This is a genomic window from Paenibacillus flagellatus (assembly GCF_003217775.1).
GTDB classification, from domain to species: domain Bacteria; phylum Bacillota; class Bacilli; order Paenibacillales; family NBRC-103111; genus Paenibacillus_AB; species Paenibacillus_AB flagellatus.
The window spans coordinates 320,665-334,468 of record NZ_QJVJ01000005.1; the positions used below are offsets into that span (position 1 = coordinate 320,665).

19 protein-coding genes and 3 tRNA genes are annotated in these 13,804 nt (G+C 56.9%); 6 read left to right on the forward strand and 16 right to left on the reverse strand.

Annotated features, from left to right (window positions below; genetic code table 11):
• Positions 1-34 precede the first annotated feature (34 nt).
• Positions 35-256 (forward strand): DUF2905 domain-containing protein, encoded by a 222-nt coding sequence (locus tag DLM86_RS13650; protein WP_110840562.1) that lies wholly within the window; start codon positions 35-37, stop codon positions 254-256.
• Here the strand turns inward: DLM86_RS13650 and DLM86_RS13655 are convergent.
• Positions 243-806: a class I SAM-dependent methyltransferase gene (locus DLM86_RS13655; protein ID WP_110840563.1), complete on the reverse strand. Its 564-nt coding sequence runs from the start codon at positions 804-806 to the stop codon at positions 243-245. The genes DLM86_RS13650 and DLM86_RS13655 overlap by 14 nt on opposite strands.
• A gap of 111 nt (positions 807-917) precedes the next feature.
• Here DLM86_RS13655 and DLM86_RS13660 point away from each other — a divergent pair, with 111 nt between their 5' ends.
• Positions 918-1,376 (forward strand): CBO0543 family protein, encoded by a 459-nt coding sequence (locus tag DLM86_RS13660; protein WP_110840564.1) that lies wholly within the window; start codon positions 918-920, stop codon positions 1,374-1,376.
• A 15-nt stretch (positions 1,377-1,391) separates the two neighbouring features.
• Here DLM86_RS13660 and DLM86_RS13665 read toward each other — a convergent pair whose 3' ends face one another.
• From DLM86_RS13665 to DLM86_RS13690, 6 genes are all read right to left on the reverse strand, one after another.
• Entirely contained in the window at positions 1,392-2,018 is a 627-nt protein-coding gene (locus tag DLM86_RS13665) for a LysE family translocator (RefSeq protein WP_110840565.1), read from the reverse strand.
• Positions 2,019-2,161: 143 nt separating this feature from the next.
• On the reverse strand, positions 2,162-2,632 hold the full coding sequence (locus DLM86_RS13670) for a hypothetical protein (RefSeq protein WP_110840566.1): 471 nt from the start codon (positions 2,630-2,632) through the stop codon (positions 2,162-2,164).
• A gap of 397 nt (positions 2,633-3,029) precedes the next feature.
• Positions 3,030-3,431 (reverse strand): hypothetical protein, encoded by a 402-nt coding sequence (locus tag DLM86_RS13675; protein ID WP_110840567.1) that lies wholly within the window; start codon positions 3,429-3,431, stop codon positions 3,030-3,032.
• 76 nt (positions 3,432-3,507) lie between these two features.
• Positions 3,508-3,816 carry a YolD-like family protein gene (locus tag DLM86_RS13680; protein WP_146250209.1) on the reverse strand — a complete coding sequence of 103 codons (309 nt, stop codon included), beginning with the start codon at positions 3,814-3,816 and terminating at the stop codon, positions 3,508-3,510.
• An 85-nt stretch (positions 3,817-3,901) separates the two neighbouring features.
• A complete protein-coding gene (thyA, locus tag DLM86_RS13685) occupies positions 3,902-4,735 on the reverse strand; it encodes a thymidylate synthase (protein ID WP_110840569.1) in 834 nt (277 codons plus the stop codon).
• 5 nt (positions 4,736-4,740) lie between these two features.
• Positions 4,741-5,508 (reverse strand): nucleotidyltransferase family protein, encoded by a 768-nt coding sequence (locus DLM86_RS13690; RefSeq protein WP_158289465.1) that lies wholly within the window; start codon positions 5,506-5,508, stop codon positions 4,741-4,743.
• Between the two features lie 196 nt (positions 5,509-5,704).
• Between DLM86_RS13690 and DLM86_RS13695 the strand changes: the two genes are divergently transcribed.
• Both DLM86_RS13695 and DLM86_RS13700 read left to right on the forward strand, forming a co-directional pair.
• Positions 5,705-5,884 (forward strand): hypothetical protein, encoded by a 180-nt coding sequence (locus DLM86_RS13695; RefSeq protein ID WP_110840571.1) that lies wholly within the window; start codon positions 5,705-5,707, stop codon positions 5,882-5,884.
• A 131-nt stretch (positions 5,885-6,015) separates the two neighbouring features.
• Positions 6,016-6,930: an S-layer homology domain-containing protein gene (locus DLM86_RS13700; protein ID WP_158289466.1), complete on the forward strand. Its 915-nt coding sequence runs from the start codon at positions 6,016-6,018 to the stop codon at positions 6,928-6,930.
• An 89-nt stretch (positions 6,931-7,019) separates the two neighbouring features.
• On the opposite strand, the gene DLM86_RS13705 is transcribed toward DLM86_RS13700, so the two are convergent.
• The 3 genes from DLM86_RS13705 to DLM86_RS13715 all read right to left on the reverse strand — a co-directional run bounded on the left by DLM86_RS13705 (position 7,020) and on the right by DLM86_RS13715 (position 8,699).
• A complete protein-coding gene (locus DLM86_RS13705; protein ID WP_110840573.1) occupies positions 7,020-7,805 on the reverse strand; it encodes an anti-sigma factor in 786 nt (261 codons plus the stop codon).
• A gap of 2 nt (positions 7,806-7,807) precedes the next feature.
• Positions 7,808-8,377, reverse strand: a complete 570-nt coding sequence (locus DLM86_RS13710; protein WP_110840574.1) for an RNA polymerase sigma factor — start codon at positions 8,375-8,377, stop codon at positions 7,808-7,810.
• 239 nt (positions 8,378-8,616) lie between these two features.
• Positions 8,617-8,699 (reverse strand) — tRNA-Leu (locus tag DLM86_RS13715).
• Positions 8,700-9,054: 355 nt separating this feature from the next.
• Here DLM86_RS13715 and DLM86_RS13720 point away from each other — a divergent pair.
• Positions 9,055-9,663 carry an NAD(P)H oxidoreductase gene (locus DLM86_RS13720; RefSeq protein WP_110840575.1) on the forward strand — a complete coding sequence of 203 codons (609 nt, stop codon included), beginning with the start codon at positions 9,055-9,057 and terminating at the stop codon, positions 9,661-9,663.
• 196 nt (positions 9,664-9,859) lie between these two features.
• Here DLM86_RS13720 and DLM86_RS13725 read toward each other — a convergent pair.
• The 4 genes from DLM86_RS13725 to DLM86_RS13735 all read right to left on the reverse strand — a co-directional run bounded on the left by DLM86_RS13725 (position 9,860) and on the right by DLM86_RS13735 (position 11,043).
• Positions 9,860-9,933 (reverse strand) — tRNA-Ile (locus DLM86_RS13725).
• 17 nt (positions 9,934-9,950) lie between these two features.
• A tRNA-Met gene (locus DLM86_RS13730) sits at positions 9,951-10,024 on the reverse strand.
• A 102-nt stretch (positions 10,025-10,126) separates the two neighbouring features.
• A complete protein-coding gene (locus DLM86_RS32075; RefSeq protein ID WP_158289467.1) occupies positions 10,127-10,294 on the reverse strand; it encodes a hypothetical protein in 168 nt (55 codons plus the stop codon).
• Positions 10,295-10,488: 194 nt separating this feature from the next.
• The gene (locus tag DLM86_RS13735) at positions 10,489-11,043 is read right to left on the reverse strand and encodes a phosphatidylglycerophosphatase A family protein (protein ID WP_110840576.1); all 555 of its coding nucleotides are present in this window, start codon (positions 11,041-11,043) and stop codon (positions 10,489-10,491) included.
• 122 nt (positions 11,044-11,165) lie between these two features.
• Here DLM86_RS13735 and DLM86_RS13740 point away from each other — a divergent pair, with 122 nt between their 5' ends.
• Positions 11,166-11,378, forward strand: coding sequence for a hypothetical protein (locus DLM86_RS13740; protein ID WP_110840577.1), 213 nt, complete (start codon positions 11,166-11,168; stop codon positions 11,376-11,378).
• A 28-nt stretch (positions 11,379-11,406) separates the two neighbouring features.
• On the opposite strand, the gene DLM86_RS13745 is transcribed toward DLM86_RS13740, so the two are convergent.
• Complete coding sequence (locus DLM86_RS13745) at positions 11,407-12,927, reverse strand: ABC transporter substrate-binding protein (RefSeq protein ID WP_110840578.1); 1,521 nt, start codon at positions 12,925-12,927, stop codon at positions 11,407-11,409.
• Positions 12,917-13,801, reverse strand: coding sequence for an ABC transporter ATP-binding protein (locus tag DLM86_RS13750; RefSeq protein WP_110840579.1), 885 nt, complete (start codon positions 13,799-13,801; stop codon positions 12,917-12,919). The genes DLM86_RS13745 and DLM86_RS13750 overlap by 11 nt, the downstream gene beginning before the upstream one ends.
• Positions 13,802-13,804 lie beyond the last annotated feature (3 nt).

Consider the following 13,804-nt stretch of genomic DNA (forward strand, 5'->3'; position numbering starts at 1 on the left):
CGTCGGGCATACTGGATAAGGGGGGTGAACGTCTATGCATATACCGAAAATCATGATCGTTTCCGGCATCGCGCTCGTGGCCATCGGCCTCGTCTGGATGCTCGTCGGCCGTTTCGTCCCTTTGGGCAAGCTGCCGGGCGACATCGCCATCGAGAAAGGCAGCTTCAAGTTTTATTTCCCGGTCGCGACATGCGTGATCGTGAGCGCGGCGCTCTCGCTGATCGCTTTCGTCGTACGCTGGTTTATGAAGGAATAACGGGCTTATATGCGTCCGCAATCAACGAAACGAACCCCAGCCTCCCGTCCCGGTTGCGATGGTCGAACCGTTTGGACCGGTAAATGAACCCTTGCGATTCGTCCCAAGGGACGGCATGGAATTGGCCCGACTCGTCGCAATATTCAAGCAGCTGCACCCGATAGCCGGCCTGCTCGAACATCGAGGTCAACGTTTTGTAGGAATGGACGATTTTGTGCGAGGCTGCGGGATGGTCGATAGGGCCGGGACCGCCGACTTGCACGAGCCGTTGGTAATCCTCGTCCGGAAAGTACGCATCGGGAACGGCGCAGCGGATGTAGCCGCCCGGCTTCAAATACCGGTAGCACACCTTCGCCGCCCGAACCCCTTCCTCGTAAGTCAAATGCTCCCAGACATGCTCGGCCAAAACGGCCGTTACGGAGTCCGGCTCGAACGCGCGATCCCAATCGTCGGGATGCAGCAAATTCAACTCGTCCTCCTGCGTATGAATCCATCCCGGGTTGTTATTCGTCGTCCCGGCTCCTATTACGACTCGGATCGGTTGCGTCAAACTAGGTTCCCTCCTTTGGGGCAGGCCGGATTCGAAATGGTATCGCGGAGTAAAGCGACGGCTAACGGGAGATACTGGTTTCCATATACGCATACGGGGAAGTGTGACTCCATGGCTCTGACAATCGTATCCGTAATCGTCTTCAACCTTGCCGTCACATTCATGCCGAAACGGATCAACGCGATTGAAACGTATGCAACCGCCTTGTTCGCCCTCGGCTTGAACAATCTTTGCGACTTTATTTTCAATTTGCAGTTTCATTTGTACGGCTATTTCGAGGAAGGCGTCGACTGGAAAGGGTACCTGGTCATCTATGGCATATACCCTCAGGTTAATATGCTGTTCTTGAACTTTTTTCCGTTCGGGAAAGGGCTGGGCACCAAAGCGTCGTACATATTGGGATGGTCGATTTTCGCGACGGCTTACGAGGCGCTGGCGACGCATACCGAGATGTTTTATTACAACGGCTGGAAATGGTGGTATTCCGCCTGTTTGTACCCGATCGCCTTCCTGCTACTCATATCGAATTTAAAGGTTGTCCGGCTGCTTAACCGAAAAAGCGCCCCGTAATCGGGACGCTTACGCTTACCGCTCCGCAAACACGAGCCGGACGCCGATTGCGGCGAATAGAACCGATTTCGCGTACCCGACGACGCGGGCGAACGACGGCCTCGACCATAACCGGTGGCCGACCGTTCCGGCGAATAGCGCGATCAAGCCGAACAGGACGAGCGCCTGAGCCATGAACAGCAAGCCGAGCCCGATCATCTGAGCGATCATGCTCCCGGCCTCGGGATTGGCGAATTGCGGAAGAAACGCGATGAAAAACAAAGATACTTTCGGGTTGAGAACGTTCATGACGATTCCTTTGACGTATAAGGACGACAGCTTTTGCCGCGGTACCGCGAGCGCCCCTGTCGGCTCGCGCCCTTCCCGGAACGCCTGCCAAGCCATGTAAAGCAAATAGGCGGCACCGGCATATTTGACCGCTTGGAACGCCAACGAGGAGCCGTACAGAACGGCGGAAACGCCCAAGGCGGCCGCCGACGTATGGGCGATCAGTCCCGTGCACAAGCCGAGCGCCGTCGCAATCCCCGCCTTGCGGCCGTTCGCGATGCTTTGGGCGGCAACGAACAAATTATCCGGTCCAGGCGCAATCGTCAGCAGCATCGATACGCCCAAAAACGGCCAAATAACGGTCCATTCGATCATGACATACACCTCTTAGCGAAGAACATAGGATGATGGCCCCTCCATTGTATCATGTTCGCTCGACCGGAAGAAGCCGCATTGCTATTCGCTTCTGCCGACGATGCGAATTAGGATTCACCCGCGCTATGCGATCCTCGCTTTTTTTACTTGCCTTCTGCACCGATACCGATGTCGTCCGCCGGTTGCGGTTCGACGTAAGACGCTTGGAGCGTGCCGATGCGTGCCGTCACTTTCTCCCGCCCGTATCCGCCGTACACGGCCGGTCGGACCGCTATCGCCCGGAGCAAGCGCACCGCCTCCCGCACGACCGTCTTTCGGTAGCGGCCGCTGCAAAACAAATCCCCGCCCGCCGGCCCGTTTTCGTCCACGTACTGCTTGACTGCGATAAAATCGCCGACGGCTCCGGCTCGCGCGATTTGCTGCAGCCAGACGTCCACGTGCACCGCCTTGCGGTACCCGTCGCGGTCCGTATCGATTACGACCGCGTAGAAGCCGTCCTCGTCGCGGGGACCGAGCATGAACGATTGTCGCCGAATGAGTCCGTTCAGCTTGGCGTTGTCCGTCAAGACGTACAAATGCTTGTCCTTGTGCAGCTCGATATGAATCGTATACATCGCGATCCCTCCGCTCCGTCATAGTCGTCTTCCAGCATACCATGTCCGGATTACGAGATTTGTCAAAGCGTGGGAGCCGCCCCATTCTTTTTCCGCTTAGTGGCAAAACAAGAGCCAAATGACGAATATCCAGACCGGCGCGACGATCAGCGTCGCGAACAAGAGACCTCTAACGGCCGAGCCGTTGCGTTCCATGCGGTTCACCTCTTCCATACCGGGTGACATCAGTATATGAATACGGACGCGCCGTCATGAACGCGCATGGCGGAATCGCACTCGGAACGAGGAAATCGCTTTTGTTGAGCTTGAACCGGTTGGCTCCATATACGCGAAAAAGGACGGTTTTCGGGCACCGTCCCTTTTCGCGCTGCTTATAGCGATAATCGCGCTTGTTCTATCATCGGATCAAATCGACGAGCGTCTCGTACACGTATTCGAGCTCCTTCACCGTAATGCCGAGCGCCTCGGCCTGCCGCTTATAGCTCGCGTCCGGCTGCTCCGATACGACGCGAATCAGCCCGGTCACCATGCCGAGAGCGGTTCGCTCCACTTCCGTATGTACGATTTTGTACGATTTGTCGTCCAGCTTCTCGACCAAGCCGAACCGGATAAGCCCGTCGATCCGCTCGACGGCCGACTTCGGCGTAATCCGCATGGCGGCCGCCATTTCTTTGCGGGTCACGAGGCTTACGCCGTCGGCGTTTTGTTTCGCCTTCAGCAAGAAGAGCGTCTCCGCGAATTGCTCGGAGATGACGTTCAGCTTGTCCCTCACAAGGCGCATGTCGATCGTGTTGACCATCTTCCCAGCTCCAGTAATAAAATAACGATGTACTAAGTCCGACACCAGCTTATCATTCGGTCCGAACGATCTCCAATTACGCCCGGTCGACGAGCAGCTCGATGCCGATGACGTCCGCGAAGTCGATCCAGCTGTATTCGGCCGCGTTCTCGATCTTAATCCTTCTCCGTTCTTTGTCCAGCTTCGTAATCCGCCCTTGAATCGATTGGTCTTCCCCGTCTCCCCAGACGGTTACGATCGTTTCTCTCTCCGTGAACAGAGCGACGGCCAACGAACGTATATTCTCCTCGTATTGCAAATCGTCGATTGCCGGAGCTCTTCGCGCGGAACCGGAATCGATCGGGAACGAGACCGGCGAGCCGGCTTCGGCCGTTTGTTTGATCATCGTAACGACCTCCCACACAGGAACATTTGTTCCTATATTATACCGGCAAGCTCCGATCGAAGTCAACCTAGACGGATTGTCGCCTTTAAATGGCGATTTCCATCTTGATCGACGGGTGGTACCGGTAATCGATCAGTTTGAAGTCGTCGATCGTAAAATCGTCGAATCGTTTAATCTCCGGATTGATCCAAAGCCTTGGGGCCGGATAAGGCTCCCGCTTCAGCTGCTCCCGAAGCGGCTGCTCGTGGCGCTCGTAGATGTGCGCGTCGTTCGCGTTAAACGTCAGCGTGCCGAGCTCGTAGCCCGTCACTTGAGCGATCATCCGCTGCAGTACGTAATATTGGAACACGTTCAACGGGTTGCCGAGACCGATATCGTTGGACCGCGCGTTGACGACGAGATGCAGCTTGCCCGTCTTGACGAGCCACTGGTTGTTCCAGACGCACGGATACAGCTCCATCTGGTCCAGGTCGTCGATGTTCCATAACGAAATGACGTGTCTTCTCGACGCGGGATTATGGATCAGCTCGTCGATCAGATGATCGACCTGGTTCGTGATTTTCCCTTTGATGTAAATCGGCTTGCCCAGCTGATAGCCGTACGCCTTGCCGATGTTGTTGTGCGCGTTCGTCCATTCCCGCCACAGCTTGACGTCATGCTCGTCCAAATACGAGCAGTCGCTCGTCCGCTTTACGTAAAACCAGAGCAGCTCGTGGATGGCCGACTTCCAGGGCACCCGCTTCGTCGTCAAAATCGGCACTTCGGTATTGTCGAACCGGATTTGCTTGCAAATGACGCTTTTCGTATAGGCGGGCGTCCCGTCCGCCCACACGGTCCGCACCCGCTGGTCGCGGTCCCATTCGCCGTTCTCCAAAATATCGGTCACCAGCTCTTTATAAATGTCGTCCGCTATACTCATAGTCGCTAATCCTCGCTTCTTCTATCTAATTGTTCATCGCCTGGCCCGAACGCGCGCCGCGCTTCCTCGTAGGCTTCGGGCGTCCCTACATCGTACACGGCTCCGTCCGCGAAATACGCCCTGACGTCCTTCCGCCTGCACAGCCACGCCGGAAAGTGTCCCGGGGCGTCCGGATCGTTGCCCTCGCTCAAATAATCCGCGAACAGCGGAATCGTATCGCGACGATAAGCGTATAGGGCGAATGCGCCGACATTCGACCTCGGGTTGGCCGGCTTCTCCTCGAACGAGACCACCCTCCCGTCGCCGTTCAGCTCCACGACGCCGACCCGCTTCAGTTCCTCGAGACGGTCGACCGTCCGCACAACGATGCAATCGCGCTCCACCCGGTAAAAATAATCGACATACCGGCCCAAATCGAACGTAAACACGTTGTCGCCGGCTATGACGAGCAGATCGTCGTCGATCCCCGCGCGCTCCACGGCCAACCGGATGTCGCCGATCGCTCCCAGCTTATCCGCGTCCGAGGCCGTACCGTCGTCGACGATCGAGATCGGTACGGAGGCGCCCCGCCCGTCACGCCACTGCCGGAACCGATCCGCGAACTTGTTATTCGTAACGACAACGATTGCGGTAATCGGACGAATCCGCTCCAGCTGATCGACGATCCGGTCGATGATCGTCTTCGATCCGACGGGGAGCAGCGCTTTCGGCTTGTCGAGCGTCAGCGGATACAACCGGGTCGCGTACCCGGCGGCCAGCAGCAATGCTTTCATCGCGTCTCTCCTCGTCATTGTCCGACATATTCAACACCATTTACCCATTCTACGACAAGGCTCCGATTCCTTCGCGTTTGGAAAAAAAGGAATAACGGCGCGTGTTTCCGGCGACCCTATTCCCGTCAGCGCGGCGGTCGCCGTCCGTGCGTCCGCCCGAAGCGCGAATCATCCGAGAAGAGAAGGAGCGTTTCCCATGTCCACCCGAAACGAATACGAATACGCCGATTTGAACGACAAACCCGAACTGGTCGACGAAATCGTCGAGCTGGAGCGCCGCCTGCACAAGCAAACCGGCCGTTCCGTTACGCTGATCGCCTATGCCCGTACCGATGCCGAAGGAGAGGAATCGTGCAGGGCCGGGCTGAACGACTGAACGTTGACCGGCCGAGGCCGAGTCGGACGCCTTTCCAAAAAAAGGAGTCGGGTCGTGCAACATTTTCCTGATGACGTCCGTTAGGAATAGTGATCGATCGATCAAACTATTCGAAAACATAGGTGATGCGCATGAAAAAACGTTGGACGTTCGCACTCGTTGCGGCATTGGTGTTGACGATGATGCTGGGAGGCTCGGTATTTGCTTTTACGGACATTCAGGACGATCCGAACGCGGCGGACATTAACGCGCTTCGGCAGTCCGGCGTCGTCAACGGCGTAACGGCGGAGCTGTTCGCGCCGAAAGGAAAAGTGACGATGGCGCAGGGCGTCGCCATGCTCGTGAAGGCGTTCGATTTGAACATCGCTCATATGACGTTTATCAAGGAGCCGAAGGCGAGCGACTATTTCACGACGATTCCGGACGACGCCTGGTACGCGCAAGCGTTTCTGTACGCCCAGCTGAACGGTCTGCCGCTCGCGAAAGACGTCGATCCGGCGCAGCGGCTGACGAAGGAGCAATTCGCCGATCTGCTGTTCCACGCGATTACGGCCAAAGGCGACTACGCCTTCATCGAAATGTGGGTCATGCTGAAGGACGAGAAAGACGTGAATCCCGATTATATGGGCAGCATCCAAAAATTGCTGGTCGCCAAAATCGCCGAGCTCGACGAGGGCCGCTTCCATCCGAAGAGCGAAATTACGCGAAGCGAAGCGGCTCGACTCGTCCACAAGGCGGTCCAATTCGTCAAAAAAACGGAGCCGCTTCCGAAGCCGCCGGTCGAAGAGCCGAACATCGCCCTGTCGGTCGCGAAGGTCAACGACGAGGTAAACAAAGTGACGCTGACTTGGGGCGAGATGCCGAATCCGGGCTACCGCATCACCGTATCGAACATCGAGTTCACGAACGGCGGAGAGGCGGTCATCTCGTACGTGCTGCACGAGCCGGAGCCGGGCAAAATGTACCCGCAGGTCGTCACCGAAGCAAAGGTCGACACGTTCGTCGCCGCCTCCTACAAGCCCGTATTGAAAAGAGCCGCCGACTGACGGCCGGTATGCGGCAAAAAAAGGACTCCCGGATATCCGATTCCGGGAGTCCTTTTCGTTCTAGCCGATCCACCGACAGTCGCGGAAGATCAGGTGCCCAGCACCTTTTTGCCGCGCGGCGCGCTGCCCCGCGAATCGGGCTCGAGCGTAATGCCGATCGCTTCGAATTCCCCGCCCGTCTGCGGCAGCTCGTAGACGAGCACGCCGCTGCCCTGGGGGTCGACCCAGAACGTGCCGGCGTTTCTGCGTTTGCCCTCGTGAATGAGCCACACTTGATACGCTTCGTCGTCGTTCGTTTTGACTAGACCGTTTACGTTCAAGACGAGCTTCTTTTTGTTCCCTTGGCAGACGATCCATCCGGTTCCGCGCGCGTCGGCCATCGACTTGTCGGAGGCGTTCAGCACGTACGTCTGCTCCACGTATAGCGGCTGATCGACGGCGTTTACGACGTTCGCCTCGTCGAAGCGGGACGAAACCGTCCAGATCGAGGCGGCGATGAGCAGCACGGCGGCCGCAAGGGCGATCCCGTATGTGCGGATTCGACGCGGACGCGCGATGGCCGCCGTTTTCGCGGCGGCGTCCGGGGCGGTTCTTACATCCGCGACGGCGCGGGGCGCATCCGCCATCTCGGCGCCAGAGGGACGCTCCGTACCGAAAATGGCGTTCATGACGTCGTCCTTCAAACCGGCCGGCGGTTCCGCTTCCTCCGCGACGAACGGCATCGCGTTCCATACTTCCGTCATTTCGTTCCATTGCTGCAGGCAGGAAGGACATCCTGGCAAATGGCGCTCAAACGCCTTGCGCGCCTCGTCTGGCGCTTCCCCGAGCAAGCAGTCGAGCAAATGGTCGCAAGGATTTCCGTTAGTCGTCTCCATCGTCAGATCCCCTCCTTCTTCGGTGTCAAATGTTTGCGCAGCACCTTCAACGACTGGTGAAGCCGGCTCTTGATCGTCCCGAGCGGCTCGTTGTTCATTTGAGCGACTTCGCTTAGCGTGTAGCCTTCCCAGTACACCCGCTCGATCAGCCGGATCTGATGCTCCGACAGCATATGATAAGCGCCCCGCACTTCTTCCCGTACCCATCTCCGCCCGATCTCCTCCTCGGGCGTTCGGCCGCTGTCGTCCGGAATGTTCGCCCATTGGTCCGGTTCGATCGAGACGGACGAGTCATGACGGCGCTGCTTGCGCAAATGGTCGATGGCGATATTGCGGGTGATCGTAATGATCCAATTGGCGAATTGGCCTTTCTCCGGATCGTAGCCGCTCTCCGTCGTCCACAGCCGCGTGAACACGAGCTGCACGACTTCCTTCGCCGCCTGCTCGTTCCGGGTCGATTTCAAGGCGAACGAATAGACGAGCTTGACGTACCGGTCATACAATTGTTCAAAGGCGGCCCTGTCCTTCTGGCGAACTTGCCGCATCAACTCTCCATCGGTAGCTTTGTGCATCCAGCGCTCCCCGGTCGAAGTCACGACCTCTATAGGAATATACGTACCATACGTAGAAACAGTTCACGTCCATCTTCCTACAAGTGCCGCCGTTTGGCAAGAAAAAAGCCCCTTCTCCGCCCATGGAGCCGGAGCGGGAGAAACGGGGCGGAAAAGCAAAAAAAACGTTCGGAGGAGCGGTGCAAGACTAGCACCTTCCCGTGCGTCCGAACGTTTCGCTTGCTAGCCTGCTAGAGAAATGCCGAGGACGAGACTCGAACTCGTACGGGGTTGCCCCCGCAGGATTTTAAGTCCTGTGCGTCTGCCATTCCGCCACCCCGGCATGATCGTATGCGCTTCTGCTCGATTGTTGCGTCATCTACCGCTTCGCCAATTTCGTTAACAGATGTGAGGCTTGTCCCGCAGGCTGCCTTCAAACCGCCTCTAGAGCTGCGCTCATTTGCAACAAAATCCGGTACGTTCGCGCTAGTCAACGAATTTGATAATATCACGCTTCGCAACCGTTAGTCAAGCGATTGCAAGACTTTGGTAACACGCACGGCACTTTTCGGTGCCTATATTACCTTTTGGTGCTTATAGCACAGAAAAGTGCGTTCTTCCTTTCTTTCCCGGTACAACACATAATTTGATTGTACCAGATAAAGAAGTACAGACGGATCGGACGGAAGGGGAAAACTATGAAAATTTTGGTTGTCGTATCGCACCCTCGGGAAAATTCTTTAACGTTTTCCGTGGCATCCCGGTTTATTTCGGGACTCGCCGCTGCGGGGCACGAAGCGGAGATGCTGGATTTGCATCGCATCGGATTTCATCCCGTGCTGGGGGAAGCCGACGAGCCGGATTGGTCATCCAGCCGCAAAACGTATTCGCCCGAGGTGGAAGCGGAAATCGAACGGATGAAAGCATGCGATGCTCTCGCCTTCGTTTTTCCGATCTGGTGGTACTACTTGCCCGCCATGCTGAAAGGATATATCGATCGGGTGTGGAATAACGGTTTTGCGTACGGCTCGAACCGATTGCACCATCAAAAAGTGCTGTGGCTCGGCTTGGCGGCCGCGTCGAGGGAACATTTCGAGAAAAGACAATACGGCAAGACGCTCTCCCACCTGCTGAACGTCGGAATAGCCGAATACTGCGGCATTTCCAACAGCCAGGTCGAGATTTTATACGACACCTTGGATACAAAGCCGGAAGTTTTCGAACAAATTTTGGCCCGGGCATACGATCTCGGTCTCCATTATGACAACGATGTGAAGGCCGTCGGCGAGTCCCCGCAGCAAAAATAACCCCTCGATGGGGTCAATTACCGGTTACGTTGGAAAAGGGCGGCGAAAGCGTGAAGACAGGGGGATTCGGCCGGGTTCAGCCTCGCGATACAGTCCCCGAACGGAAAAGGCTGGCGAATGAACGTATCGGTCCGCGTCCGATTAAGAGTCGATATAAAACAAAAAAACCTTGCTCAAGATCAAGGTTTATCGCGGATGGGCCCTGAGGGACTCGAACCCCCGACCAATCGGTTATGAGCCGACCGCTCTAACCAACTGAGCTAAGGGCCCCTATGGGTTAAGAGGAATTGCGGGGGCAGGATTTGAACCTGCGGCCTTCGGGTTATGAGCCCGACGAGCTACCGGGCTGCTCCACCCCGCGTCGTTGGAAAATGCTGATCAATATCGAACAGCGACAAAAATAACTATACACCAGAGCGGAAGCATATGTCAAGCGTATTTTGCAAAGGCCGAGCGGCGGCCGCTACAGCTGGTACCGGACGCCAAACCGTCCCTTTTTCGAACGGAACACTTCGACGGATTGGGGGCATTCGTAGCCGTAAATCCACCAATCCTCCTCCATCCGTTTGGCCAAGCAGCCGGCTTGGAATTTGCTTTCGTACAATTTCACCCAATATACCCATTTGATCACGACCCAACGTTCCTTTCGCGAGAATTGTTCCTTTATAGCATATCCCATCTCCTTCTCTTTTTTACGGGTCGTGCGAAAAAAACGAAGAAACGCGTCGTTTTGACCCCGAAAAATCGCGCGCGCAGCCGCCGTCCGACGGCGGAAATAAGCGGAAAACCTCTTTCCCGGCGGGAAAGAGGTTTTCGCAAATCCGATCAGCCGGCGTTTTCCTCGGGAAGACGCGAGGAGCGCATCGCTTCGTCCCGGCTCTCTTCTTCGTCGCGAAGACGGTGCGCGATCCGGCTGGCGGCCGATGCCGCGATGCTCGCGACGAGATCGTCCAGAAACGTATGAATGCCTTTGCCGCTTTTCGTATCCAGACGCTTGATAATGCCGATCTTATGCTTATCCAAATGCCCGAACGTCGTCACCGCGATGCTCCCGTAGCCGAACACCGATCCGAGCGCCAACGTTTCGTCGCAGCCGAACAACCCTTCGTCCGACTCCACGATCGTCTGCAGCGGCTCGGAGAGCAGCTTCTTCTCGGCAAGCTGATCCAGCTCGATGCCGACCAGAATGGCGTGCTGCAGCTCCCGCTTCTCGAGCACGGCATGGACGCTTTCGAGACACGTGTCGATCGTCAACCCCGGGTTGTAGGGAGATTGCATTTCGTAGACGATATGGGCAACGTCCTCAAGCAGGACGCCGCGTTCCGCGAGCTTGCGCCGGGCGGCTTCCTTGACTTCCTTACTGTGTATCCGCTGTGGCATAGGAATCTCCCCTTCGATGTCAGACATACCCTCATTATAGCACGTTACGGTCCGTGCGGATGCAGGAATTCGGCCTTTCTTCGTCCAATCTATATCCAACCCAGCTTCCGGAGGGATCGGGAATGAACGGCAGAAAGCTTGCAACGGATGCGGACTTGTACTTGGCGATGCTGTTCCAAACCCCGGTGACGGTATTCGTTCGGAACGTCGCATACGAGCCGTCCCGGGGAGGCGTTATCGAGACTTTCGACGACAAGCACGTCGTCGTAGGCGGCAGCCACTACGCCCGGAACGTCTGCGACATCCGCGAGGAACGCGAAAAGCCGGATCGCTGATCGCGATCCGGCTGCCTGCTACGGCCGATTAGCCGGCCGGTACGGCAATCGCCTTGCCCGGCATCGGGTTGATCGGTGCGTTCGGATTTTCTTTCATCTGCTTCAGCGCGGCGTCGCCGGCCGTCTGCCATTCCTTCAAGGCGTCGCGTACCGTGGACGTTCCCTCCATCGCCTTCTTGAAATACTCCATGCCCATTTGGCTCACTTGACCGATGTTCGGGTATTCGCGGTACAGCTTGCTCATTTCGTTCTCGATCGGGATCGGCTTGTTCGAATAGAACGCCTTGACGTTGTACTGCATGCCGTCGCGCGGCTGAATATATTTTGCGCGGGATACGAGCTGATTAACGCTCTTCGACTTGAGCTTCGCCCACTCTTCGCCGTTGATGAACTTGATGAATTTCCAGGCGTCGTTCGGGTTTTGCGCTTTGGCGTTAATGCCCATCAGCCCGTTCATGTACACGTTGCCGCCGATTCCTTTCGCGTCGGGATGCGTCGGCACCGAGACGATGTCCCAATCGATCGGCGTATAGCCTTTAATGTTTTGCGCGCTTTTGTTCGCATTGATCAGCTCGTTCAGGTTATACGTTTGGCCGAGCGTCATCGCGACCTGGCCGCTCATGAACGGATTGCCCTGGAACGGATTGTATTCGCCCTTGTCCATGGCCGCCCGTCTCGCCGCGTCCATCTTGCTGTAGTCGATCGGCTCGGGGAAAATTTTCTCCTTGCTGAGCGAAATCATCGTCGACCATACTTTTTCCCACTGGTCGGAATCGACCGTCATTTTATCCGCGGTATCGTTGAACATGCGCAGCTGCAGCGGCGCCGTGTACGTGTTCATTTCCCAGAACAGGTTTTCCTTCGAGCCGTAGTTGTAAGGATTGAACGAGAAGCCGTATACGCGGTTCTCCCCTTCGCCCTTCGATACGCGGCGCGCCAGATCGAACATTTCGTCCCAAGTCATGCCGTCCTTCGGGTATTCGACGCCGGCGTCGTCGAACGGCTTCTTGTTGTAGAGCAGCACTTGGGACGAGAACGTAGGCGCGAGCGCGAACAGCTTGCCGTCGCCGGCCGACTTGATTCCGTCGATGACGGCGGGGACGAAGTCGCTGATGTCGAACTTGTCTTTCGTGATCATCGTATCGAGCTGCTGCAGCAGGTTGCTTCCGATAAAGTCCGGAAGCTGGCCGTAGTCGAGCATGACGACGTCCGGCGGGTTGTCGCCGTTCATCAGCTCCTTCATTTTCTCGTTCGGATCTTCCGGCTTCTCCCCTTCCGGAGGCGGACCGTACCGGTACCGGTCCTGATTCATCGCGGACACGATTTCCACTTTGATGTTCGGGTTCGTGTATTCGAAAATTTCGGTGAACTGCTGGCGGAAGTATTCGTCCTCCTCGCCGTAATAAGGCGTGGCGATGCGCAGGACGCGCTCCGTCTTGTCGTCGGCGCTGTCGCTCTTGTTGCACGCCGCAAGGACCGGTACGGTCAAGGTGACCGCCAGCGTCAGCCCGGTAATCGTTTTGAGCCACCGCGGTTTGTTATTGTTCATCGTTCGTTCCCCCCAATTGTTTAGGCGCCCTGATGACGATCGTCTCCCCGTCGAATTCCATCGACGCCTTGTTCGTAATGTTCAGCGCCTGCAAAAACGGCTTCGGAATTTGCAGACGGCCCGCCCGGTCCAGCACGACGTATTCCTCGTGGCCTTCCTGGATCGACCGGCTGCGCCCGGTGCCGTCAAGATTTTCGTTGCGTTTCACAAACTCGGTGCTCGTCAAGCCGTCGCGGATCGCCACGACGCGGTCGACTTTGCTGGCGAGCGACAAGTCGTGCGTAACGATGACGATCGTCACGCCGATTTCTTTGTTCAGCCTGCGGAAGATGTCCATGATCATGTCGGACGTCTGCGTGTCGACCGAGCCGGTCGGCTCGTCGGCGAGCAGGAGCGACGGCCGGTTCGACAGCGAGATGGCGATGGCGACGCGCTGCTGCTCGCCCCCGGACAGCTGGTACAGCTTGTTGTGCAGCCGTTCCTTCAGGCCGACCCATTCGAGCAGCTGCTTGGCGTACTCGCGGTCGACTTTGCCGTTCAGCATCATCGGCATTTCCACGTTCTCCAGCGCCGTCAAATACGGGAGCAGGTTGCGCGCGTTGTTTTGCCAGATGAAGCCGACCGTCTTGCGCTTGTACTCGACCAGCTGATCGTCGGTAATTTTCAGCAAATCCCATTCTCCGACCTTCACCTGTCCGGCGGACGGCCGGTCGAGGCCGCCCAAAATGTTGAGCAGCGTCGACTTGCCGCTTCCGCTGTTGCCGATAATCGCCATCATCTCACCGGGCTCGACGGTAATGTTCAAGCCTTGGAGCGCGACGACTTCGATCTCGTCGGTTTTGTAAATTTTGACTAGCCCTTCGCAATGGATCATCGG